This is a genomic window from Streptomyces sp. F63 (assembly GCF_018070345.1).
Lineage (GTDB): Bacteria > Actinomycetota > Actinomycetes > Streptomycetales > Streptomycetaceae > Streptomyces.
On sequence record NZ_JAGPXX010000002.1, the window covers coordinates 73,537 to 95,510 of the forward strand.

A 21,974-nucleotide genomic window follows, 5' to 3' on the forward strand; every position below is an offset into this window, starting at 1 on the left:
CTGCCGGCCATGACCACCGTTGCCGCCATTGCCGCCGGCATCGCCCTGCCCCCGGGCAGCCTTCAACGCCGCCGGATCCCGGGGGGCCTGACGGGCACTCGTGTCCCCTCCGAGCGGGCAGGCGGACCGGCGGGCCGTGGCCGAAAGCCCGCGGGCCGGAGGGCAGGGGCGGAGGGTTCAGTCGCGGCAGATCATCAGCAGGGCGCGGTCGTCGTTGACGTCCTTCGCGACCGCCTCGATCAAGTGCCACGCGGCGCCGTGGAAGCCGGAGGCGACGTAGCGGTCGGCCTCGCCCGTCAGGCGGTCGAGGCCCTCGCTGAGTTCGCGCTCGGCCGACTCCACCAGGCCGTCCGTGAAGAGCATCAGGACGTCGCCCGGGCACAGGGTGCCCTTCACGGGCTCGAACTCCGCCCCCGCGTAGACCCCGAGCAGGGGGCCCTCGGCGCCTTTCTGCTCCCAGCGTCCCGTCCCGGCGCAGAAGTGCAGGCCCGGGGGGTGGCCCGCGGAGATGAGTTCGTAGTCGCCGCTGTCGAGGTCCAGGACGAGGTGGATGGAGGTGGCGAAGCCCTCGGTCCAGTCCTGGCGGAGCAGATAGCCGTTGGCGGCCGGGAGGAACTGGTGCGGCGGGAGCGAGCCGAGCAGGCCGCCGAAGGCGCCGGAGAGCAGCAGGGCGCGCGAGGCGGCATCCATGCCCTTGCCGGACACGTCGGTGAGGACGACCTCCAGGGTGCGGCCGCCGTTCGTGCGGGCCGCGACGACGAAGTCTCCGGAGAAGGACTGGCCGCCGGCCGGGCGGAGTGCCATCTCGCGGTGCCAGCCGCGGGGCAGGCCGGGGAGCTTGCTCTGGACGCGGATGCGTTCCCGGAGGTCGAAGAGCATGGTGCCGCCGCGCCGCCAGGGCACGCCGACGCGGCTGCGGAACTGGGCGATGATCAGCCCGGAGAAGCCGACCGCGCCGACGACGAGGATGTCGCCCGGGGTGACCACGGGAACGTTCGCGTACTCCTCGATCACCGACGCCTCGATGATGAGCGCACCGGCCGCCGCCGCGTACATCAGCAGCACGCTGGACGGCCGCAGCAGCAGCCCGGCGGCGACGATCGGGAGCACCAGGGCGGAGGGCGGGCACCACAGGGGCGCCGCCATGGTCCCGGCCGCGATGGCGGGGACGCTGAGCAGCAGGGCGACGAGGGCGATCCAGTCGGAGCCGTCACCGCGGAAGTAATCCACGGCGGCCTTGCGCAGCCCGATCCGGACCCGGTGCGTCCTTCTGCGCATGCGGGCCGTGAACGTCTCCACCCTCACCTCGTGTGCCATTTCACCGGGACCCTATCCACCCGTTCGGCGGCGCGTCGATTCACGGCGCGTCGGAATCCGCGGATCGTTGCGCCCGCCCCGCCTCCGTGCGCTCCCGACGCACCCGAAACCCGGTCGCCCGTTCGGAATGCTGCTGGTAGTGATGGGCTCATGACCACAGAGACGCGGGTACTGCGACCCGCGGAATGGGACGAATGGTATGGGCGGCTGGAACTGGCGTTCGGCGGGATCCCCGAAGCCCCGCAGGAACGCGAACTCTGGCGCGGCCTCACCGAGTACGACCGTTCGATCGGCGTCTGGGAGGACGGCAATTGCGTCGGCACGGCCGGCGCCTTCAGTTTCCGGATGACGGTGCCGGGCGGGGCACCGGCACCGGCGGCCGGGGTGACCATGGTGAGCGTCCTGGCGACGCACCGCCGGCGGGGGATTCTCACGGGCATGATGCGGCGCGTGCTGGACGACGTGCGCGCACTCGGTGAGCCGCTCGCCGTACTCACCGCCTCCGAGCCGGGCATCTACGGCCGGTTCGGATACGGCATCGCGTCCCAGGAGCTCGCTCTGGAGATCGACACGGAACGGGCCGGACTGCGGGTGCCGGACCGCACGGATGACGTAACGCTGCGGCTGGCCGCGCCCGGTGACGTCCAGGACCGGTGCGAGGCGGTCTACGCCCGGCGGGTGCCCGCCCGGCCCGGGATGCTCGCCCGGTCGCCGGGGTGGGAGCGGCTGCCGCTGCTCGACCCGAAGGCGAGCCGGGCGGGTGCCTCGCCGCTGCAGTGCGTGCTGGCCGAGCGGGACGGCGAGACGGCCGGCTACGCACGCTACGCGCTCAAGCCCGAGTGGGGCCCGCGGGGGGCGGACGGCACGGTCGTCCTGCGCGATCTGGAGGCGCTGGACCCGGCGGCGTCCGCGGCGCTCTGGCGCTTCCTCTTCGGGATCGACCTGACCTCGCGGCTGGCGGTGCGGAGCCGTCCGGTCGACGATCCGCTGCTGCATCTGGTGTCCGATGTCCGCCGCTGCTCGCCGCGGCTCCGCGACGGGCTGCATCTGCGCGTGGTGGACGTGGGCGCGGCCCTGGAGGCGCGGACCTACGCCTGCCCGGTGGACGTCGTGCTGGAGGTCACCGACGCCTTCTGCCCCTGGAACGAGGGACGCTGGCGGCTGAGCGGCGACGCGAAGGGCGCCACCTGTACCCGCACCTCGGACGCGGCCGAACTGTCGCTCTCCGTACGGGAACTGGGGTCCGCCTATCTGGGTGGCTTCTCGCTGGCCGCGCTGGCGGGCACCGGCCGGGTGCGCGAGGTGCACCGGCACGCTCTCGGCCGGACGTCGCGCGCCTTTCTCGGCGATGTCGCGCCCTGGCTGCCGCACGGCTTCTGAGCGGGGGGACCGGGCCGTGCTCCGGCTGCCGCGCGGCCGCGGAAGGGGGCGGCGGAACGCGGCTGCGCAACACGGCGGCGCCGGACGGGCCGGCGCGGCCGTTGCCGTCCCCTCGCGGGCCGCCGCCCCCACTCTCCGGCGGCGCCCGAGCGGGCTCAGCCGGGCTGGCAGCCGGGGCACCAGAAGAGGTTGCGGGCGGCCAGTTCCGCCGTGCGGACCTCGCCGCCGCAGATGTGGCAGGGCAGACCGGTGCGGCGGTAGACGTACACCTCGCCGCCGTGGTCGTCGACGCGGGGCGGGCGGCCCATCGCCTCCGGGGTGTGCTCGGGGCGGACGGTGTCGATCCGGTTGTTCCGTACGCCCTCGCGCATCAGCGTGACCAGATCGGCCCAGATCGCGTCCCATTCGGCGCGGGTCAGATCGCGGCCCGCGCGGTAGGGGTCGATGCCGTGCCGGAAGAGGACTTCGGCGCGGTAGACGTTGCCGACGCCCGCGACGACCTTCTGGTCCATCAGCAGGGCGGCGACGCTACTGCGGCTGCGGCTGATGCGCCGCCAGGCCCGCTCCCCGTCGTCGCCCGGGCGGAGCGGGTCCGGGCCGAGCCGGTCGTGTATGGCCCGCTTGTCCTCGTCGGTGAGCAGGGCACAGGTGGTGGGGCCGCGCAGGTCCGCGAACGCCTCGGGGTTCGCCAGGCGCAGCCGTACGGTCTCGGCGGGCGGCGGCGCGGGGGCCGGGCCGAAGCCCAGTTTGCCGAAGAGGCCGAGGTGGATGTGGATCCAGGTGGCGCCGGGGAAGCCGAGGAAGAGGTGCTTGCCGTGGGCCTCGGCGGTCTCCATGATCCGGCCGTCGACCAGGGCGGCGCCGTCGGCGAACTTGCCCTGCGGGCTGGTGGCGCGCACGGCGCGGCCGCCGAACCGGGAGAGGTGGTCGGCGGCCAGCCGGTGGACGGTGTGCCCTTCGGGCATGTGCTGCTCGGTTCCCCCGCTCAGTCCTGCCGCGGGTGGTGGGCCGGGATCTCGGGGAGCTTGCCGGTGTTCTCGTAGGCGCTGAGCATCTCGATGCGGCGGGTGTGCCGCTCCTCGCCCGAGTACGGGGTGTTGAGGAAGGTCTCGACGAACTTCACGGCCTCGTCCCGGCTGTGCATGCGGCCGCCGACGCTGATGACGTTGGCGTCGTTGTGCTCCCGGGCCAGTTCGGCGGTCTGTTCGCTCCAGACGAGCGCGGCACGGACGCCCTTGACCTTGTTGGCGGCCATCTGCTCGCCGTTGCCCGAGCCGCCGATGACGATGCCGAGGCTCTCGGCGTCGGCGGCGGTCCGCTCGGCGGCGCGGAGGCAGAACGGCGGGTAGTCGTCCTGGGCGTCGTAGATGTGCGGGCCGCAGTCGACGGGCTCGTGGCCGTGGGCCGTGAGCCACTCCACAAGGTGGTTCTTGAGTTCGAAACCGGCATGATCGGAGCCGAGGTACACGCGCATGGGAAGCAGTGTGGCACGGCCCGGCCGGGGCGTCGCCGAGGGGTGCGCCGAGGGGGTGGCCGTCCCGGCGGACACGGGGCGGCGGACAGCCCGGGACGCCCGGCGGACGCCGGACGCGGTACGCGGACGGGCGGTACGCGGACGGGCGGTACGCGGACGGGCGGTACGCGGACGGGCGGTACGCGGACGGGCCGGCCCCGCGGCCGCGGTGAGGCGGCGCGGGGCCGGCCGTCCCCGTACGGGACGCGGGTCAGCCGCGGCGGCCGGCGAGCTTCCAGGCGGCCGGCAGGGCGCCCATGGCGAGGGCGGCCTTCAGGGCGTCCCCGATGAGGAACGGCAGCATGCCGACGGCGACGGCCTTGCCGAAGGAGAGGTCCGCGGCGAGGGCGAGGTAGGGCACACCGACGGCGTAGATGATCAGCGAGCCGAGCGCCATGGTGCCCGCGGTGCGCAGCACGCCGCGGTCGCCGCCGCGCCGGGCCAGCGCGCCGACGACGGTGGCGGCGAGCAGCATGCCCAGGATGTAGCCGAAGGTCGCCGAGCCGGCGCCGCCCGCGAACCACGGCATGCCGGCCATGCCGGCGAGCGTGTAGAGGGCGAGCGAGAGGAAGCCGCGGCCGGCGCCGAGCGAGGCCCCGACGAGCAGCGCGGCGAAGGTCTGGCCGGTGACGGGGACGGGGGAGCCGGGCACGGGGACGACGAGCTGGGCCGCGGCACCGGTGAGCGCGGCGCCCCCGGCGACGAGGGCCGCGTCGCGCAGCCGGGCGCGGGTGGCGGTGGCCGCGGGCAGCAGGTCGGCGAGGACCGCGCCGGGGCGGCGGGGGCGGGTGACGGCGGCAGTGCTCATGGGTGCTCCGCGGGGTGAGGACGGCGGTGGGACAGAGTGACGCTAGCCGACGGGTCAACGATCGTTCACCATGAGCCGCCGACAAAGGCGGGACAGAAGGCTTGGTAGGTTTCCCATAACGGCCCGGTGGCGCCTGGGCGGGCGGGGGCGGGCCCCACGGGACCGCTCCGTGACTCTCGTCACGCGGAGCCGCCGGACAGAGTGGGGTCCGGAGTCGGCCGCCAAGGGCGGGCGAGGCCGCGGCAGATGGGGCCGGTCCTGTTGGGATCCACCAAAGCGGCTCCGGCCGGCCGGTGGCGCGTCGCCGACTCACCGGGGGCGCGGCACCGGGCCCGCGGGTTCCGCGGCGGAGGCGCGGGGCCACGGAGCGTCAGCCAGGCGTCCGGATATCGGTATGAAACCAGGCCGACTTTGTTGTGAGCGGAACACGCCAGGAGACTGAGGCGTCCCCCGACCTCTCGTGCACTGGACGTCACACCCATGAACCGGACGACCTCCCCGCCCTCCGCGCCCCCCGGCGCCGGGGCGGCCGGGACCCCCGAGCGCGGCACCCCGCTCTCCGGCGGCCTCAAACAGCGCCACCTGTCGATGATCGCCCTGGGCGGGGTGATCGGAGCCGGGCTGTTCGTCGGCTCGGGCGCCGGCATCGCCGCCGCCGGGCCCTCGATCGTGCTCGCCTACGCGCTGTCCGGCGCGCTGGTGCTGCTGGTCATGCGGATGCTCGGCGAGATGTCCGCGGCCCACCCCGCCTCCGGCTCCTTCTCCGTGCACGCGGAACGGGCCATCGGCCGCTGGGCGGGCTTCACCGCGGGCTGGATGTTCTGGACGCTGCTGTGCGTGGCCGTCGCCGCCGAGGCCATCGGCGCGGCCGCGATCATGACGGGCTGGCTGCCGGGCACGGAGTCCTGGATGTGGGTGGCCGTCTTCATGGCGCTGTTCTGCGGCACCAATCTGGCGGCGGTCGGCAACTTCGGTGAACTGGAGTTCTGGTTCGCCGCGTTGAAGGTGCTCGCCATCGCCGCCTTCCTGGTCCTCGGCGTACTGGCGATCCTGGGCGCGCTCCCCGGCACGGAGGCGCCGGGGACGGCCCATCTCACCGGCGACGGGGGCTGGCTGCCGAACGGCGTGGACGGCTTCCTCGTCGGTCTGCTCGCCTCGGTGTTCGCCTACGGCGGGCTGGAGACGGTGACCATCGCCGCCGCCGAGTCGGAGCGCCCCCGGCAGGGGGTCGCCCGTGCCGTGCGCACGGCGATGTGGCGGATCGCCCTCTTCTACGTCGGCTCCATGGCCGTGATCGTCACCCTGATCCCGTGGAACGACGCCTCGGTGGTCCGGCCGGGCCCGTATGTGGCCGTGCTCGACTTCCTCGCGGTGCCGGCCGCCGGGCAGATCATGAACGCCGTGATTCTCGCGGCCCTGCTGTCCGCGATGAACGCCAACATCTACGGCGCCTCCCGCATGGCGTACTCGCTGACCGCCCGGGGCGACGGCCCGGCGGCCCTGGGACGGGTCTCCGGCGGTGTGCCGCGCCGCGCCGTGGTGGCCTCCTCCGCCTTCGGTTTCCTGGCGGTGCTGCTGAGCTTCCGGTGGCCGGACACGGTCTTCGCCTGGCTGCTCAACATGGTGGGCGCCGCCGTGCTGGTGGTGTGGGGGTTCATCGCGGCGGCCCAACTGCGGGCCCGGCGGCGGCTGGAGCGCGAGGCGCCGGAGCGGCTGACCGTGCGCATGTGGTGGTTCCCGTATCTGACGTGGGTGGCGCTGGCCGGTATCGCGGCCGTGCTGCTGCTGATGCTGCGGGACGGCGCGACCCGGACGCAGCTCTGCTTCACCGCCGGGCTGACGCTCGTGCTGGCCGTCACCGGCCTGCTGCGGCAGCGGCGGGCGAACCGGCCCGCCGGAGACGGCACGCGCTGAGGGGCGCGACGAGCGCGGCCACGACGGCCCCGCGCGCACGGGTCGCGCGGGGCCGTGGCGCGGCCGCGGAGGCCGGTCAGTCGAAGACCGGCCCCTGGACGCGGGTCCGCTTGATCTCGTAGAAGCCGGGCGTGGAGGCGACCATCAGCGTGCCGTCCCACAGCTTCGCCGCGGCCTCGCCCTTGGGGGCGGGGGTGACGACGGGACCGAAGAAGGCGCAGGGCGCGCCGTCCGCGCCGGGCACGGCGATCACCGGGGTGCCCACCTCCTCGCCGACCAGTTCGATGCCCTGCTTGTGCGAGGCGCGCAGCTCCGCGTCGTAGGCGTCGGTGTCCGCGGCGCCGGCCAGTTCCGCCGGCAGCCCGGCGTCGCGGAGCGCGGCGGCCATGGAATCGCGCGAGACGCCCTCGCCGCGGTTGTGGAAGCGGGTGCCGAAGGCCGTGTAGAGCGGCCCCAGCACGTCGCTGCCGTGCTCCCGCTCGGCCGCGATGGCGACCCGCACCGGGCCCCAGGCCGTCTTCTCCAGCAGCTCGCGGTACTCCTCCGGAAGCTCGTCCAGCTTCGGTTCGTTGAGGACCGCCAGGCTCATCACGTGCCAGCGCACCTCCACCGGGCGCACCTTCTCGACCTCCAGCATCCAGCGCGAGGTGAGCCAGGCCCAGGGACAGACCGGGTCGAACCAGAAGTCGACGGGCGTCTTCTCGGGTGCGGTCACGGGAGTTCTCCTCATCAGGGGTTCGGTCCGCTGCACTGCGTGCTCAGGTGGTTCCCACGGTGAACCACTGGCGCTGTGTGACACATTCCCACCCGCCGGTGAGCGCGTGACACTATGGCGACTGTTCGCACTGTGAGACCGCGGTGCGTGACACATGTGAGTGACAGACGAGGCAAAGGAGCCGTCGTGCCCGGTGAGAACCTGACCCGTGACGAAGCCCGTGAGCGGGCCGGGCTGCTGACCGTCCACGGGTACGAGGTGGCGCTGGACCTGCGGTCGGCGACGGCCCCGGACACCTCCGGGCCGCGCACCTTCCGCTCCGTCACCACGATCCGCTTCGGCTGCGCCCGGCCCGGCGCGTCGAGCTTCGCCGACCTGCTCGCCCCGTCCGTGAACGCGGTCGTCCTCAACGGCCGCGAACTCGACCCGGCCGCCGTGTTCGACGGCACGCGGATCGCGCTGGAGGACCTCCGCGAGGAGAACGTCCTCACCGTCGACGCGCAGTGCGCCTACAGCCGCACCGGCGAGGGCCTGCACCGCTTCGCCGACCCGGAGGACGGCGAGGTCTACCTCTACACGCAGTACGAGCCGGCCGACGCGCGCAGGGTCTTCGCCACCTTCGAACAGCCCGATCTGAAGGCCCCGTTCACCTTCACCGTCACCGCCCCCGAGGGCTGGACGGTCCTGAACAACGGCGCGGCCGACGGCGAGCCCCTCCCCGCGGAGGGCGGCGGCGCCGTCTGGCGCTTCCTGCCGACGAAGACCATCTCGACGTACATCACGGCCGTCGTGGCCGGGCCGTACCACATGGTCCGCGACACCTACCGGCGCACGCTGGACGACGGCGGCGAGCTGGAGATCCCGCTCGGCGCCCTCTGCCGCAAGGGGCTCGCCCGCCACTTCGACGCGGACGACATCTTCACCGTCACCAAGCAGGGCCTGGACTTCTTCCACGAGCACTTCGGCTTCCCGTACCCGTTCGGCAAGTACGACCAGGCGTTCGTGCCGGAGTACAACCTCGGCGCCATGGAGAACCCGGGCCTGGTCACCTTCCGCGAGGAGTACGTCTTCCGCGGCAAGGTCACCCAGGCCTCGTACGAGAGCCGGGCCAACGTCATCCTGCACGAGATGGCGCACATGTGGTTCGGCGACCTCGTCACCATGGAGTGGTGGGACGACCTGTGGCTCAAGGAGTCCTTCGCCGACTTCATGGGCGCCTTCTCCCTGGTGGAGGCGACGCGCTTCGAGAACGGCTGGATCACCTTCGCCAACCGCCGCAAGGCGTGGGCGTACCGCGCCGACCAGCTGCCCTCCACGCACCCCGTCACCGCCGACATCCGCGACCTCCAGGACGCCAAGCTCAACTTCGACGGCATCACCTACGCCAAGGGCGCCTCGGTGCTCAAGCAGCTCGTCGCGTACGCCGGCCGGGACGCCTTCCTGGAGGGCGCCCGCCGCTACTTCCAGCGGCACGCCTACGGCAACACCCGTCTCGAACACCTGCTGTCCGTCCTGGAGGAGACCTCCGGGCGCGACATGGCCGAGTGGTCCCGCGCCTGGCTGCAGACCGCGGGCGTCAACGTCCTGACGCCGGACGTCGTGTACGACGCCGAGGGCCGGATCACCGAGCTGGCCGTCCTGCAGGAGGCGGCCCCCTCCCATCCGGAGCTGCGCCCGCACCGGGTCGCCATCGGCCTCTACCGGCGCGAGGGCGACAAGCTGGTGCGCTACCGCCGCACCGAGACGGATGCCGCCGGGCCCCGCACGGTCGTCGCCGAGCTGGCCGGGGCCGAGCGCCCCGATCTGATCCTCGTCAACGACGACGACCTCACCTACTGCAAGACGCGCTTCGACGCGCACTCCCTCGGCACCCTACGCGGGCACCTGGGCGACATCACGGACCCGCTGGCCCGCGCGTTGTGCTGGTCGGCCCTGTGGGGCCTCACCCGGGACGGGCTGATGCCCGCCCGCGACTTCCTCGACCTGGTGCTGCGCTTCGCCGGCCGCGAGAGCGACATCGGCGTGCTGCAGATGCTGCACGCCTGGGCGCACTCCGCGCTCGTCCACTACACCGCCCCCGACCGGCGCGAACAGAGTGGCCGGGCGCTGGCCGAGGGCGCGCTCGGCGAGCTGCGGCTGGCCGAGCCGGGCAGCGGCCACCAGCTGGCCTGGGCACGGTTCTTCGCGCTGACCGCGGGCAGCGCGGCCGATCTGCAACTGCTGCAGGGGCTGCTGGCGGGGACGGCCGGGATCGACGGTCTGGAGGTGGACCAGGAACTGCGCTGGGCCTTCCTCGAACCGCTCGCCGCGCACGGGGCCGCCGGAGCTGCCGAGATCAACGCCGAACTGGCGCGCGACGACACCGCCTCCGGCAAGCGCCACCAGACGCGCTGCCTCGCCGCCCGGCCCTCCGCCGAGGTGAAGGAGCAGGCCTGGGCCGATGTGGTGGAGTCGGACGCGTTGTCGAACACCCTGGTCGAGGCCACCATCGCCGGCTTGGACCAGCCCGGTCAGCGCGAGCTGCTGGCGCCGTACGTCCCGCGGTACTTCGCCGTGATCGAGCAGGTGTGGGAGAAGCGGTCCATCGAGATCGCGATGTCGATCGTGCGGGGCCTGTTCCCGATGCTCCAGGGCAACCAGGAGACGCTGGACGCGGCACAGTCGTGGCTGGACGAGCACCGGGACGCGCCGCCGGCGCTGCGGCGGCTGGTGCTGGAGGCGCACGCCGATCTGGCGCGTGCCCTGCGGGCCCAGGACTGCGACAGGGCGGCGGACTTCGCGGGCTGAGCACGCCCCGGCAACAGCGGAACGGCCGGCCGCCCGCTCCCGGGGTACGGGAACGGGCGGCCGGCCCGGGCGCGGCGGCGGGCGGCGGGCCGCCGCCGGCCGGCGGCCGGGTCAGGACGTTCCGCAGAACTCCGCCTCGGCGACGGCCCGTCCGTCACCGGCCCAGTCGCCGTTGACGTTGAAGGCCGCCGCGTGGTCCCCCGCCCGGGTGACGGTCGCCGCGGACGCCGAGCCGTGGATGCCGCCGCTGTGCCCCCAGATGGTGACGTCGCAGGAGAGGGTCTGCGGGTAGATGCCCAGACCGTAGCGCTCCAGGCCCTCCTCGCCGGTCGCCACGGTGGTCAGCATGGCCTTCAGCTGGCGGTCCGGCAGCAGCTTTCCGCGCACCAGGGCCCGGTAGAAGCGGTTGAGGTCGCCCGTGGTGGAGATCATCTCCCCGGCCGCTCCGGCGATGGAGGGGTTGAGCTCGGTGGTGTCGTAGATCTTCTCCTCCGGGTCGCCGCCGAGCGTGGAGTAGGCGCGGCCGTGCGGGCGGGGCATGTCCGGGTCGGTGCCGGGCACCGTGGTGGCGCGGAGGCGGAGCGGCCGGAGGATGCGGCGCTCGATCTCCTCGGCGTACTCCTCGCCGGTCACCCGCTCGATGACCATGCCGGCCAGGACGTAGTTGGTGTTGGAGTAGTTCCAGCCGGTGCCGGGCGCGAAGTCCGGCTCGTGGCTCGTTCCGATGCTCACGAGCTGCTCCGGCGTCCAGGTGTCGTAGCGGTGCTCCAGGAAGCCGGGGCCGAACAGCTTCTCGGCGAATGCGGCATCGGAGGTGTAGTCGAAGAGACCGCTGGTGTGGTTGAGGAGTTGCCGGACGGTGATCGTCCGGCCGTCGTTGCCCTGGCCGCGCACCACGCCCGGGAGCCACTTCTCGACGGTGTCGTCCAGGTCGATCCGCCGTTCCGCCTCCAGTTGGAGGAGGACGGTGGCGACGAAGGTCTTGGTGATGCTGCCGACGCGGAACCGGTCCTTCGGCAGCCGGGGCCGCTCGGTCTCCAGGTCGGCGACGCCGGAGGAGGCGTTCCAGGCCCCGTGGCGGTCGACGGCCTGGAGCAGCACCCCGGGGACGCCCGCCGCGACCTGGGCGTCCATGGCCTTCCGTGTCGCCTCGTGCCCGTGGCCGTGGCCCGGGGCCGGCTTCGCCGCCGCCTCGGCCGCCGGGCCCGCCGCCGCGACCGGGGCGGCGCCCAGCGCGCCGGCCGCCAGGGCCGCGGCCGTCAGGGCCGCGACGAGCGTGCCGCGCCGTCCTCTGCGTGAACGTGTCGCCATGAGTCCGTTCCCTCCGTTGCCTGCTACCGGTGGACCGCGCCGTGTCGGGCCGCGCGGCCGCGCCGGGGAGGACTCTCCGCCGGTGGCGGGGGTTGATCCCGTTCCGGCCCGGGCGGGCGGAGGGGCCGGTTCCGGCCGTCCCGCGGCGCGTTCCGGCCGGGGAGCGCGGCCGGGTGCTCCCGCGCTGCGGCAGCACCGGTCGGCGGCGGTCGGCGGCGGTCAGCTCCGGGCGAGCAGCAGTTCGGTGTTGCGGTCGCCGGGCTCTCCCGCGAGCGTGGTGCGCGCGCCGGGGGTGTTGAAGGACAACTCGCGGTAGAGGGAGGCCAGTCCGGTCTGGGAGAGGTCGGCGTGGTCCACCCGGTACGGGGCGGCCGACTCCACGAGCGTGGTGAAGAGGGAGAGCGTGCCGTCGTGGTTGTCCACCAGTTCGATCACCCGGGCGAGCTGGGGGAAGTCGACGTGTGAGGCGGTGGAGACCTCCCAGAAGCCGTCGCGCGGGGTGATGTTGTTCTTGTGGCTGTGCCCGTTGATCCAGGCCAGGACGTTGCGGTGGCGGCCGAGCAGGGCGAGCAGTTCCTCACCGCCGTGCCGTTTCTCGTCCGGCCGGGCCGGGTCGGGGCGCAGATTGCGCATGGTGGCGCCGGTGTGGTGGCTGAAGACCAGGACGTGCTCGTCCCGGTGCTCGGCGAGGGTCCGCTCCAGCCAGCGGAGCTGCGCGGTGCCGAGGGATCCCTCGTAGTGGCCGCCGTTGTCGGTGCTGTCGAGGCTGATGCCGAGGACGCCGTCGGCGATGCGGAAGGAGTAGTACAGGCGTTCCTCGGCGAGGTTGTCGCTGGTGTAGCCGTGGCCGCGCGGCCCGGGGCCGGTGTGCCACGGGTCCAGGTGCGCGGTGACGTATTCGAGCGGGGTGAAGGGGGCGCGGCGCTCGTCGGGGGTGACCTGGCGCATGCCCCGGGTGCGGGAGCGCAGCAGTTCTTCGAAGCGTCGGCCCTCCGGGTCGGCGGCCTTCCTGACGTTGGCCCAGAGGGCGGCGCCCTCGGCCGGGGGCAGGTTCTCCAGCTTGCGGCCGCCGACGGCGAACTCGGCGAAGAAGCCGCCGCGGGCGTAGGCGCCGCCGGGCAGGGTGTCGTGGTTGCCGACGGTTGAGTACCAGGGCATGCGCAGGCCGGGGCTGCGGACCTCGCGGATCGCGGCGCCGAGGAAGCCGTCGATGCGGGGGAAGCCGAGCTGCTTGTCGTTGTCGCGCAGGGCGTCCTCCGGCTGCCAGTAGAGCGGCAGGCCGCTGTTCTGCACGCCCTCGTAGCGGCGTTCGTCGCCGGTGTTGGGGATGATCCGGCCGCCGCTCATGGCGGTGAGGAACCACTGCAGTTCGGCCCGGGAGTTGTTGTCGGTGTTGTCACCGGTGGTCATGGCGAAGGCGAGCGGGCTGCCGGTGGCGGGGCCGCCGGGCAGCGCGTTGACGCGTTCGATGAGCGAGACGGTGCCGGCGACGGAGAGCGCCTCCTGCGGGCGCCAGGCGCTGGCCGTCGAGGCGCGCAGATACTCGTAGCGCAGCGGGTGCTGGACGTCGACGATGTGCAGGTCCGTGAACTGGACGAAGCAGGCGAGAGTGGTGCGCCGGCCGTCTCTGCCGCCCCGGGCGGACGCCAGTTCGGTGCGGACGACGCGGGGCCAGCCGGGGCCCTCCCCCAGCCGCCGGTAGCCCGTGGTGCCGCGCGGGGTGGCGACCGTGTCGAGCGTGGTGCCGTGCCGGAAGGAGGTGCCGCGGTCGCGGTCCGGCGGTGCGGCGGACGGCGCGGTGGCGGGCCCGGCGGAGCGGGGGCGGGGCGGCGCGGTGGCGGCCTCCGCCGGTCCGCCGCCGGAACCGAGGGCCGCGCCGAGGCCGGCGGAGACTCCGACGGCACCGGCGGTGGCGAGCAGGGCACGGCGGTGGAGGGCTGCGGAGTCGGTCGATCCGGTGCGGGACATGGGGGCTCCCCGGGTGCTGCGCGCGGACACGGCGGAAGCGGGGGGCGGGCCCCGCTCACCCGGATGCTTGGCACCGGGGGTGGCCTGCGTTTGAACGAGGCCGGAACGTCCGGCGCCCATCGCGGCACATCGATCACCGGTACGGGAAGCAGTCATCCGGCTCCGGCCCGCGGGTTCCCCGCCGCTCACCCGGAGTTCACCGGGCGCCCGCGCCGGGGCGGATGGCAGCACGACGACGGGACAGCGGTGGAGACCGCGGCAGCACGGCCTCCGGGGCGGCCGGGGAGGGCGTTCGCCCGACGTTCAACGAACTTTCACCACCGGCGAATTGGGGCTTGGCACCCGCTTCGCCCCCGAATGGCGGTGGCGGAAATACGCCACCGTCCGCTCAGCGGGCGCCCAACCCTCCCCAAACTCTTCGCACTTACATATAAGTGCGGTCAACCGGATCCGATTTCCGAACAAGGGTGGCCATGCCTTCTTCTCCCATACCCGAGCCGCCGTCCGGCCCGAGACGCGCGGCCCGCGCGGCGATCACCGCGGGCCTCGTGGCCGCGCTCGCCGCCGCCGGCCCCGTCCCGGCCTTCGCCGCGGACGGCGGCCCCGGCTCCTCCCCCGCCCCGGCGAAGTCCGCGGAGGACAAGCTCGGCTCCGCCGACGCCGAACTGCTCGCCGAGGCCAAGTCCGACGGCGACAAGAACATCACGATGATGCTCGCCACCGCCCCCGGGGCGACCGAGCGGGCCGTCGACGAACTGGAGTCCGTCAAGGGCGCCTCCGTCGGCCGCGCCTACGACAAGCTCGGCTACGTCCGGGCCACCGTGCCCACCCGCCGCGCCGACGCGGCCATCGCCAAGGCCGCGAAACTCTCCGCCGTCCACGGCATCGACCTCCGCCAGGAGATCGAGCTGCCCGACCCGACGCCGAAGGGCGACCGCGCGAAGGGCGCCAGGACCGGCCCCAGGGGCTCGTACGACGGCCCGGACGAGAACACCCCCGCGAAGAACCCGTACCAGCCGTCCCACGAGACCGGCGCCGTCGACTTCGTGAAGAAGCACCCGAAGGCGGACGGCCGGGGCATCACCATCGGCATCCTCGACTCCGGCGTGGACCTCGGGCACCCCGCCCTCCAGGAGACCACCACCGGCGAGCGCAAGATCACCGACTGGGTGACGGCGACCGACCCGATCGTGGACGGCGACGGCACCTGGCGCCCCATGGTCCAGGACGTCTCCGGGCCCACCTTCACCTACGCCGGCCGCACCTGGACCGCGCCCGAGGGCTCGTACCGCGTCAGCCGCTTCGCCGAGTCCGCCACCACCGGCGGCGACATGGCGGGCGACCTCAACCGGGACGGCGACACCACCGACACCTGGGGCCTGCTGTACGACCCGGCCGCCGGCACCGTCCGCGTCGACCTCGACGACGACGGGGACTTCGGCGACCAGGAGGCGATGAAGCCGTACAAGGACGGCTTCCAGGTGGCCTACTTCGGCACCGACGACCCGGACACGGCGATCGCCGAGCGGATCCCCTTCGTGGTGGAGATCCGCAAGGACGTGCCGATGGACCCGTACGGCGGCGACTGGACCGGCAAGACCGCCGACTTCGTCAACATCGGCGTCGTCGAGGGCTCCCACGGCACGCACGTCGCGGGCATCACCGCCGCCAACGGCCTCTTCGGCGGGAAGATGGACGGCGCCGCCCCCGGCGCGAAGCTCGTCTCCTCGCGCGCCTGCACCTGGTCCGGCGGCTGCACCAACGTCGCGCTCACCGAGGGCATGATCGATCTCGTCGTCAACCGCGGCGTCGACATCGTCAACATGTCCATCGGCGGTCTGCCCCCGCTGAACGACGGCAACAACGCCCGCTCCGAGCTGTACACCCGGCTCATCGACACCTACGGCGTGCAGCTCGTCATCTCCGCCGGCAACAGCGGGCCCGGCGCCAACACCATCGGCGACCCCTCGCTCGCCGACAAGGTGATCAGCGTCGGCGCCTCCGCCTCCCGCGAGACCTGGGCGGCGAACTACGGCTCCGTGATGCGGACCCGCTACTCGATGATGCCGTTCTCCTCCCGCGGCCCGCGCGAGGACGGCGGCTTCACCCCGACCCTCGCCGCGCCCGGGGCCTCCATCAACACCGTCCCGAGCTGGCAGCCCGGCCAGCCCGTCGCCGAGGCCGGCTACGAGCTGCCGCCCGGCTACGGCATGCTGCAGGGCACGTCGATGGCCTCCCCGCAGGCCGCCGGCGCCTCCGCGCTGCTGCTGTCCGCCGCGAAGCAGAAGAAGATCGAGCTCACCCCGGCGAAGCTGCGCACCGCGCTGACCAGCACGGCCCACCGCATCAGGGGCTTCCAGGCGTACGAGCAGGGCGCCGGGCTCATGGACGTGGTGGACGCCTGGTCCGCGATCCGCAACGGCGCGAGCGCCCACGAGTACACCGTCTCCGCCCCGGTGAACACCGTCCTCTCCGGCTACCTCAAGACCCCGCACCGCGGCACCGGCGTCTACGACCGCGAGGGCGGCCTCAAGGCCGGCCAGTCCCGGACGTACGACGTCAGCATCACCCGCACCAGCGGTCCGGACCGCCGGATCCGGCACGAGCTGAACTGGGCGAACAACGACGGCACCTTCTCCCTCGCGGGCTACGACACCGTCTACCTGCCGCTGGGCAAGCCGGTCACCGTCAAGGTCCGGGCCAAGGCCCGCACCGCCGGCTTCCACAGCGCCGTCCTGGAGCTCGACGACCGGCGCACCCGGGGCACCGACAAGCAGATCCTGACGAGCGTCGTGGTCGCCGACGAGCTGGCCGCCCCGTCGTACGCGGTGAAGAAGTCCGGCAAGGCCGAGCGGAACCGGAACACCTCGTACTTCGTCACCGTGCCGGAGGGCGCCAAGAGCCTGGAGATCCGGATGGACGGGCTCAAGGACGGCAGCCAGACCCGGTGGATCGCCATCAACCCGTACGGCGTGCCGGTCGACCCGAGCAGCACGATCTACTGCTACCCGAACTACAGCAGCCCCAACAACACCTGTGACCCGTCACGGCGCGGCTACGCCGACCCGATGCCGGGCGTGTGGGAGATCGAGGTCGAGTCGCGGCGCACCTCGCCGCTGCTGTACAACCCGTACACGGTGACGGCGACGGCACTCGGCACCGTGTTCGACCCGGCCGTGCGGACCATCGAGGAGGCCCGGATCGGCACTCCGGCCGCGGTGGACTGGAAGGTCACCAACGGCTTCGGTGCCATCGACGGCAAGCTGAAGGGCGGCGAGCTGGGCTCGGCCAAGAGCGCCCGCCCGTCCATCGGCGACGGCGCCTCGCAGGAGACCACCGTCGAGGTCCCGGAGGGCGTCTCCCGGCTGGACGTGACCATCGGCTCACCCTCCGACACCGGCGCCGACCTGGACCTCTCGGTCTACAAGGACGGCGCGCTGGTGGACTACGACGCGGACGGCGACTCCGAGGAGTCGGTGACGCTCACCGAGCCCGCGGCCGGCACCTACACCGTGGTGGTGGACGGCTACTCGGTGCCCGCGGGCACGACCGAGTACGACTACCTCGATGTGTTCTACGCCTCCTCGCTCGGCGAGGTGACCGTGGACGAATCGGCGGTCGTGAAGCTCGGCAACGGCGCGTCCGCGCAGGTGGGAGCCGAGGTCGTGGTGAACGGCGCGGCTCCGGAGGGCCGTGAGTTCTTCGGCGAGGTCAGCCTGCTGAACGCCCACGGCACGGTCACCGGCAAGGGCAGCGTCAAGATCGGAAAGGTCCTTCCGTAGCGGCCTGAGACACTGGACGGCGGGGCGGGCGCTCTCGGAGCACCCGCCCCGCCGGCAGTACGGCACCACAGGCAGCAGCACAGGAAGGCGTCCCATGAGGATCGGAATCGTCGGAGCCACCGGACAGGTCGGCGGCGTGATGCGGAAGATGCTGGCCGAACGCTCGTTCCCGGTGGAACGGCTGCGGCTCTTCGCATCGGCCCGCTCGGCCGGGAAGACCCTGGACTGGCAGGGCGAGCAGATCACCGTCGAGGACGCGACCACGGCCGACTACTCCGGCCTGGACGTGGTGCTCTTCTCGGCGGGCGGCGCCACCTCGCGCGCCCTGGCCGAGAAGGTCGCCTCCGCCGGCCCCGTGGTGATCGACAACTCCTCCGCCTGGCGGCTGGACCCCGACGTCCCGCTGGTCGTCGCTGAGGTCAACCCGCACGCCGCCATGCGGCGCCCCAAGGGGATCATCGCCAACCCGAACTGCACCACCATGGCGGCCATGCCCGTGCTGCGCCCGCTGCACGCCGAGGCCGGGCTGTCCTCCCTCGTCGTCTCCACGTACCAGGCGGTGTCCGGCAGCGGGCTGGGCGGGGTCCAGGAGCTGGACGAGCAGATCCGCGAGGCCGCGCCGTCCGCGACGGCCCTGACCCACGACGGATCGGCCGTGAAGTTCCCCGAGCCGCAGAAGTACGTGCGGCCCATCGCGTTCAATGTGCTGCCGATGGCCGGATCGGTCGTGGACGACGGGTCGGCCGAGACCGACGAGGAGCAGAAGCTCCGCAACGAGAGCCGGAAGATCCTGGAGATCCCCGGGCTGAAGGTCTCCGGCACCTGCGTCCGGGTCCCCGTCTTCACCGGCCACTCCCTCCAGATCAACGCCCGCTTCGACCGCCCGATCAGCCCCGAGCGCGCCAAGGAGCTCCTCGCGGGCGCCCCCGGCGTGACCCTGTCGGACGTCCCCACCCCGCTGCAGGCCGCCGGCCAGGACCCGACCTTCGTCGGCCGCATCCGCGCGGACGAGACGGTGGAGCACGGGCTGGCCCTCTTCTGCTCCAGCGACAACCTCCGCAAGGGCGCGGCGCTCAACGCCGTGCAGATCGCCGAACTGGTCGTCGCCCAGGCGGGCTGATCCCGGCCTGGTCCCCGGTCCCCCGGTCCCGGTCCGTCGCGGGCCGGGACCGGTCGTTTCCGGCACTGGTCCAGTCCGTTGCGACCAGCGGGGCGCCCTTCCGCGGCGGCCCCGGAGACCTGCCGGAACCGGGCCCGGCGGCTCGGCGAAACCTGCTGCGATCACGGGGGCGCCCCGTGCGAGGATGGCCGTTCCGTCCGACGAATGGGAGATGCCTACCGTGCCTGGCACGAACCTCACCCGGGAGGAGGCGCAGCAGCGGGCGCGCCTCCTGACCACCCACGCGTACGAGATCGAGCTGGACCTGAGCAACGCGCAGGAGCCGGAGGGGGGGACCTTCCGTTCGGTCACCACGGTCCGCTTCGACGCGGCCGAGGAGGGGGCCGGCACCTTCGTCGACCTGGTGGCGCCGGCGGTGCGCGAGGTGGTGCTGAACGGCGAGGCGCTCGACCCGGCGGAGGTCTTCGCCGAATCGCGGATCACGCTGCCGTCCCTGGCGGCCGGGCCGAATGAGCTGCGGGTGGTCGCCGACTGCGCCTACACCAACACCGGTGAGGGCCTGCACCGCTTCGTCGACCCGGTGGACCAGCAGGCGTATCTCTACACCCAGTTCGAGGTGCCGGACGCCCGGCGGGTCTTCGCCTGCTTCGAACAGCCGGACCTCAAGGGGACCTTCACGTTCACCGTGACGGCGCCCGAGGGGTGGACGGTCATCTCGGGCGCCCCGCTCGCGGACGGCGCGGAGAAGCCGGCGGACGGCGTCTGGCGGTTCGCGCCGACCCCGCGGCTCTCCACCTACGTCACCGCGCTGGTCGCGGGCCCGTACCACGGCGTGCACAGCACCTGGGAGGGCGAGGGCCGCTCGGTGCCGCTGGGGATCTACTGCCGCCCCTCCCTCGCCGAGCACCTGGACGCGGACGCGATCTTCGAGGTCACCCGGCAGGGCTTCGACTGGTTCCAGGAGAAGTTCGACTACCCGTACCCGTTCGAGAAGTACGACCAGCTCTTCGTACCGGAGTTCAACGCGGGCGCGATGGAGAACGCCGGGGCCGTGACCATCCGCGACCAGTACGTCTTCCGGTCCAAGGTGACCGACGCGGCGTACGAGACGCGCGCCGAGACCATCCTCCACGAGCTGGCCCACATGTGGTTCGGCGATCTCGTCACCATGGAGTGGTGGAACGACCTCTGGCTGAACGAGTCGTTCGCCACCTACACCTCCATCGCCTGCCAGGCGCACGCCCCCGGCTCGAAGTGGCCGCACTCCTGGACCACCTTCGCCAACTCCATGAAGACCTGGGCGTACCGGCAGGACCAGTTGCCGTCCACCCACCCGATCATGGCGGAGATCCGGGACCTCGACGACGTCCTGGTCAACTTCGACGGCATCACGTACGCCAAGGGCGCCTCGGTGCTCAAGCAGCTCGTCGCGTATGTCGGCACGGACGCGTTCTTCCGCGGCGTGCAGACGTACTTCAAGCGGCACGAGTGGGGCAACACCCGCCTCTCCGACCTGCTCGGCGCGCTGGAGGAGACCTCGGGCCGCGACCTGGGGGCGTGGTCGCAGGCGTGGCTGGAGACGGCCGGCATCAACGTCCTCCGCCCCGAGATCGCGGCCGACGGCTCCACGATCACCTCCTTCGCCGTACGCCAGGAGGCCCCGGCGCTGCCGCTGGGCGCCAAGGCCTCCGTGTCGGGCGAGGACGGCCCGCCGCTGGGCACGCTGCGCCCGCACCGCATCGCCATCGGCTGCTACGAGCTGCGCGACGGCAAGCTGGTCCGCACCGAGCGGATCGAACTGGACATCGACGGCGAGCTGACCGAGGTGCCGCAGCTGGCGGGGAAGAAGCGCCCCGCCGTGATCCTCCTCAACGACGACGACCTGTCGTACGCCAAGGTGCGGCTCGACCCCGAGTCGCTGGCCGTGATCACCCAGCACCTCGGCGACTTCACCGAGTCCCTGCCGCGGGCCCTGTGCTGGGCCTCCGCCTGGGACATGACCCGGGACGGCGAACTGGCCACCCGCGACTATCTGGAGCTGGTCCTGTCCGGGATCGGCAAGGAGTCGGACATCGGCGTCGTCCAGTCGCTGCACCGGCAGGTGAAGCTGGCCCTGGCCCTGTACGCGGCGCCGTCCTGGCGCGAGCTGGGCCAGGCGCGCTGGAGCGAGGCGGCCCTGGAGCACCTGCGGGCGGCCGATCCGGGCAGCGATCACCAGCTGGCCTGGGCCCGCGCCTTCGCCGCCACGGCCCGCACGGACGCCCAGCTCGACCTGGTGCGGGGACTGCTGGACGGCACGGAGACGGTCGAGGGGCTCACCGTCGACACCGAGCTGCGCTGGACGCTGCTGGAGCGGCTGGCGGCCACCGGCCGGGCGGACGAGCCGGAGATCGCGGCCGAGCTGGAACGCGACCGCACCTCGGCGGGCGAGCAGCACGCGGCGACGGCGCGGGCGGCCCGGCCGACGGAGGAGGCCAAGGCCGAGGCGTGGGCGTCGGTGGTCGGGTCGGACAAGCTGCCGAACGCCGTGCAGGGCGCGGTCATCGGCGGCTTCGTCCAGACCGACCAGCAGGAACTGCTCGCCCCGTACGCGGCGAAGTACTTCGCCGCGGTGAAGGACGTCTGGGAGTCGCGCAGCCACGAGATGGCCCAGCAGATCGCGGTCGGCCTCTACCCGGCGCTCCAGATCTCGCAGGCCACGCTGGACGCCACGGACGCCTGGCTGGACTCCGCGGAACCGACACCGGCCCTGCGCCGGCTGGTCACCGAGTCCCGGGCCGGTGTCGAACGGGCCCTCACGGCGCAGGCGGCGGACGCGGCGGCCGCTGTCTGAGGCCGCGACAGCGGCGCGAAGGGCGCCGGCCGGAGGCGTCCGACGGTTACGGAGAGGCGGGGAAGCGGAGAGCGGCGGGGCCGGCCGGTGCGTCACGGGCGCACGGCCCGGGCCCGCCGTTCGCGGCGCTCGCTCCGGACGGAGCGGGCCCCGGGGAGTCCGGGGCGGGCGGCGGACGCACAGCAGCCCCCGGACCACACGGGTTCCGGGGGCGGCGCGCGCCGGGCGCGGGGGTGCGGCGGCGGCTCAGGCCTGCCGCTTCTCCTGCTTGTGCGACTTGTCCAGCACCATCACCAGGCCGGCGATGACGAGGAAGGAGATCACCGGGAGGGCGACATAGAGCCCCAGGGTCTCGCCGACGCTCAGGCCCGGACCCGGGTCGTCACCGGCGTCGCGAACCAGTGCGAACGCGGGGGACGACATCAGCAGCATCATCAGCGTCGAACCGGCCATGACGGCACCGGTGCGCAGCACGTTCTTGTTGTCCACGGTGCCAACGTAGCGAACGTCCGGCGGGCCCGCGCGA

At 73.1% G+C, this 21,974-nt stretch carries 14 protein-coding genes; 6 read left to right on the forward strand and 8 right to left on the reverse strand.

Annotated elements, in window-relative coordinates:
- Nucleotides 1–177 precede the first annotated feature (177 nt).
- Nucleotides 178–1,317: a PP2C family protein-serine/threonine phosphatase gene (locus KBZ10_RS02550; protein ID WP_210985809.1), complete on the reverse strand. Its 1,140-nt coding sequence runs from the start codon at nucleotides 1,315–1,317 to the stop codon at nucleotides 178–180.
- Nucleotides 1,318–1,467: 150 nt separating this feature from the next.
- On the opposite strand from KBZ10_RS02550, the gene KBZ10_RS02555 reads away from it, so the two are divergent.
- Entirely contained in the window at nucleotides 1,468–2,697 is a 1,230-nt protein-coding gene (locus tag KBZ10_RS02555) for a GNAT family N-acetyltransferase (RefSeq protein ID WP_210985810.1), read from the forward strand.
- A gap of 155 nt (nucleotides 2,698–2,852) precedes the next feature.
- Here the strand turns inward: KBZ10_RS02555 and KBZ10_RS02560 are convergent, their stop codons facing one another.
- The 3 genes from KBZ10_RS02560 to KBZ10_RS02570 form a co-directional block, all read right to left on the reverse strand.
- A complete protein-coding gene (locus KBZ10_RS02560) occupies nucleotides 2,853–3,662 on the reverse strand; it encodes an Fpg/Nei family DNA glycosylase (protein WP_210985811.1) in 810 nt (269 codons plus the stop codon).
- A 20-nt stretch (nucleotides 3,663–3,682) separates the two neighbouring features.
- On the reverse strand, nucleotides 3,683–4,171 hold the full coding sequence (locus KBZ10_RS02565; RefSeq protein WP_210985812.1) for a ribose-5-phosphate isomerase: 489 nt from the start codon (nucleotides 4,169–4,171) through the stop codon (nucleotides 3,683–3,685).
- A 250-nt stretch (nucleotides 4,172–4,421) separates the two neighbouring features.
- Nucleotides 4,422–5,018 (reverse strand): biotin transporter BioY, encoded by a 597-nt coding sequence (locus KBZ10_RS02570; RefSeq protein WP_210985813.1) that lies wholly within the window; start codon nucleotides 5,016–5,018, stop codon nucleotides 4,422–4,424.
- Between the two features lie 480 nt (nucleotides 5,019–5,498).
- On the opposite strand from KBZ10_RS02570, the gene KBZ10_RS02575 reads away from it, so the two are divergent.
- The gene (locus KBZ10_RS02575; protein WP_210985814.1) at nucleotides 5,499–6,932 is read left to right on the forward strand and encodes an amino acid permease; all 1,434 of its coding nucleotides are present in this window, start codon (nucleotides 5,499–5,501) and stop codon (nucleotides 6,930–6,932) included.
- Nucleotides 6,933–7,008: 76 nt separating this feature from the next.
- On the opposite strand, the gene KBZ10_RS02580 is transcribed toward KBZ10_RS02575, so the two are convergent.
- On the reverse strand, nucleotides 7,009–7,662 hold the full coding sequence (locus KBZ10_RS02580; protein ID WP_210985815.1) for a DsbA family protein: 654 nt from the start codon (nucleotides 7,660–7,662) through the stop codon (nucleotides 7,009–7,011).
- Nucleotides 7,663–7,833: 171 nt separating this feature from the next.
- Here KBZ10_RS02580 and pepN (KBZ10_RS02585) point away from each other — a divergent pair, with 171 nt between their 5' ends.
- The gene (gene pepN, locus KBZ10_RS02585; RefSeq protein WP_210985816.1) at nucleotides 7,834–10,434 is read left to right on the forward strand and encodes an aminopeptidase N; all 2,601 of its coding nucleotides are present in this window, start codon (nucleotides 7,834–7,836) and stop codon (nucleotides 10,432–10,434) included.
- Nucleotides 10,435–10,545: 111 nt separating this feature from the next.
- Here pepN (KBZ10_RS02585) and KBZ10_RS02590 read toward each other — a convergent pair whose 3' ends face one another.
- Nucleotides 10,546–11,745 carry a serine hydrolase gene (locus KBZ10_RS02590; RefSeq protein WP_210985817.1) on the reverse strand — a complete coding sequence of 400 codons (1,200 nt, stop codon included), beginning with the start codon at nucleotides 11,743–11,745 and terminating at the stop codon, nucleotides 10,546–10,548.
- A gap of 219 nt (nucleotides 11,746–11,964) precedes the next feature.
- The gene (locus KBZ10_RS02595; RefSeq protein WP_210985818.1) at nucleotides 11,965–13,713 is read right to left on the reverse strand and encodes a TIGR03767 family metallophosphoesterase; all 1,749 of its coding nucleotides are present in this window, start codon (nucleotides 13,711–13,713) and stop codon (nucleotides 11,965–11,967) included.
- A 473-nt stretch (nucleotides 13,714–14,186) separates the two neighbouring features.
- Between KBZ10_RS02595 and KBZ10_RS02600 the strand changes: the two genes are divergently transcribed.
- From KBZ10_RS02600 to pepN (KBZ10_RS02610), 3 genes are all read left to right on the forward strand, one after another.
- Nucleotides 14,187–17,495: a S8 family serine peptidase gene (locus KBZ10_RS02600; RefSeq protein ID WP_210985819.1), complete on the forward strand. Its 3,309-nt coding sequence runs from the start codon at nucleotides 14,187–14,189 to the stop codon at nucleotides 17,493–17,495.
- Between the two features lie 94 nt (nucleotides 17,496–17,589).
- The gene (locus KBZ10_RS02605) at nucleotides 17,590–18,615 is read left to right on the forward strand and encodes an aspartate-semialdehyde dehydrogenase (RefSeq protein ID WP_210985820.1); all 1,026 of its coding nucleotides are present in this window, start codon (nucleotides 17,590–17,592) and stop codon (nucleotides 18,613–18,615) included.
- A 220-nt stretch (nucleotides 18,616–18,835) separates the two neighbouring features.
- Nucleotides 18,836–21,448, forward strand: a complete 2,613-nt coding sequence (pepN, locus tag KBZ10_RS02610; protein ID WP_210985821.1) for an aminopeptidase N — start codon at nucleotides 18,836–18,838, stop codon at nucleotides 21,446–21,448.
- Nucleotides 21,449–21,694: 246 nt separating this feature from the next.
- Here pepN (KBZ10_RS02610) and KBZ10_RS02615 read toward each other — a convergent pair whose 3' ends face one another.
- Nucleotides 21,695–21,937 (reverse strand): hypothetical protein, encoded by a 243-nt coding sequence (locus KBZ10_RS02615; RefSeq protein ID WP_210985822.1) that lies wholly within the window; start codon nucleotides 21,935–21,937, stop codon nucleotides 21,695–21,697.
- Between the last annotated feature and the right edge of the window lie 37 nt (nucleotides 21,938–21,974).

Excerpts from the sequence above, each read along its gene's own strand:
- KBZ10_RS02550 (WP_210985809.1), bottom strand. The coding sequence starts at position 1,317 with ATGGCACACGAGGTGAGGGTGGAGACGTTCACGGCCCGCATGCGCAGA.
- KBZ10_RS02555 (WP_210985810.1), top strand. The coding sequence starts at position 1,468 with ATGACCACAGAGACGCGGGTACTGCGACCCGCGGAATGGGACGAATGG.
- KBZ10_RS02560 (WP_210985811.1), bottom strand. The coding sequence starts at position 3,662 with ATGCCCGAAGGGCACACCGTCCACCGGCTGGCCGCCGACCACCTCTCC.
- KBZ10_RS02565 (WP_210985812.1), bottom strand. The coding sequence starts at position 4,171 with ATGCGCGTGTACCTCGGCTCCGATCATGCCGGTTTCGAACTCAAGAAC.
- KBZ10_RS02570 (WP_210985813.1), bottom strand. The coding sequence starts at position 5,018 with ATGAGCACTGCCGCCGTCACCCGCCCCCGCCGCCCCGGCGCGGTCCTC.
- KBZ10_RS02575 (WP_210985814.1), top strand. The coding sequence starts at position 5,499 with ATGAACCGGACGACCTCCCCGCCCTCCGCGCCCCCCGGCGCCGGGGCG.
- KBZ10_RS02580 (WP_210985815.1), bottom strand. The coding sequence starts at position 7,662 with ATGAGGAGAACTCCCGTGACCGCACCCGAGAAGACGCCCGTCGACTTC.
- KBZ10_RS02590 (WP_210985817.1), bottom strand. The coding sequence starts at position 11,745 with ATGGCGACACGTTCACGCAGAGGACGGCGCGGCACGCTCGTCGCGGCC.
- KBZ10_RS02595 (WP_210985818.1), bottom strand. The coding sequence starts at position 13,713 with ATGTCCCGCACCGGATCGACCGACTCCGCAGCCCTCCACCGCCGTGCC.
- KBZ10_RS02600 (WP_210985819.1), top strand. The coding sequence starts at position 14,187 with ATGCCTTCTTCTCCCATACCCGAGCCGCCGTCCGGCCCGAGACGCGCG.
- KBZ10_RS02605 (WP_210985820.1), top strand. The coding sequence starts at position 17,590 with ATGAGGATCGGAATCGTCGGAGCCACCGGACAGGTCGGCGGCGTGATG.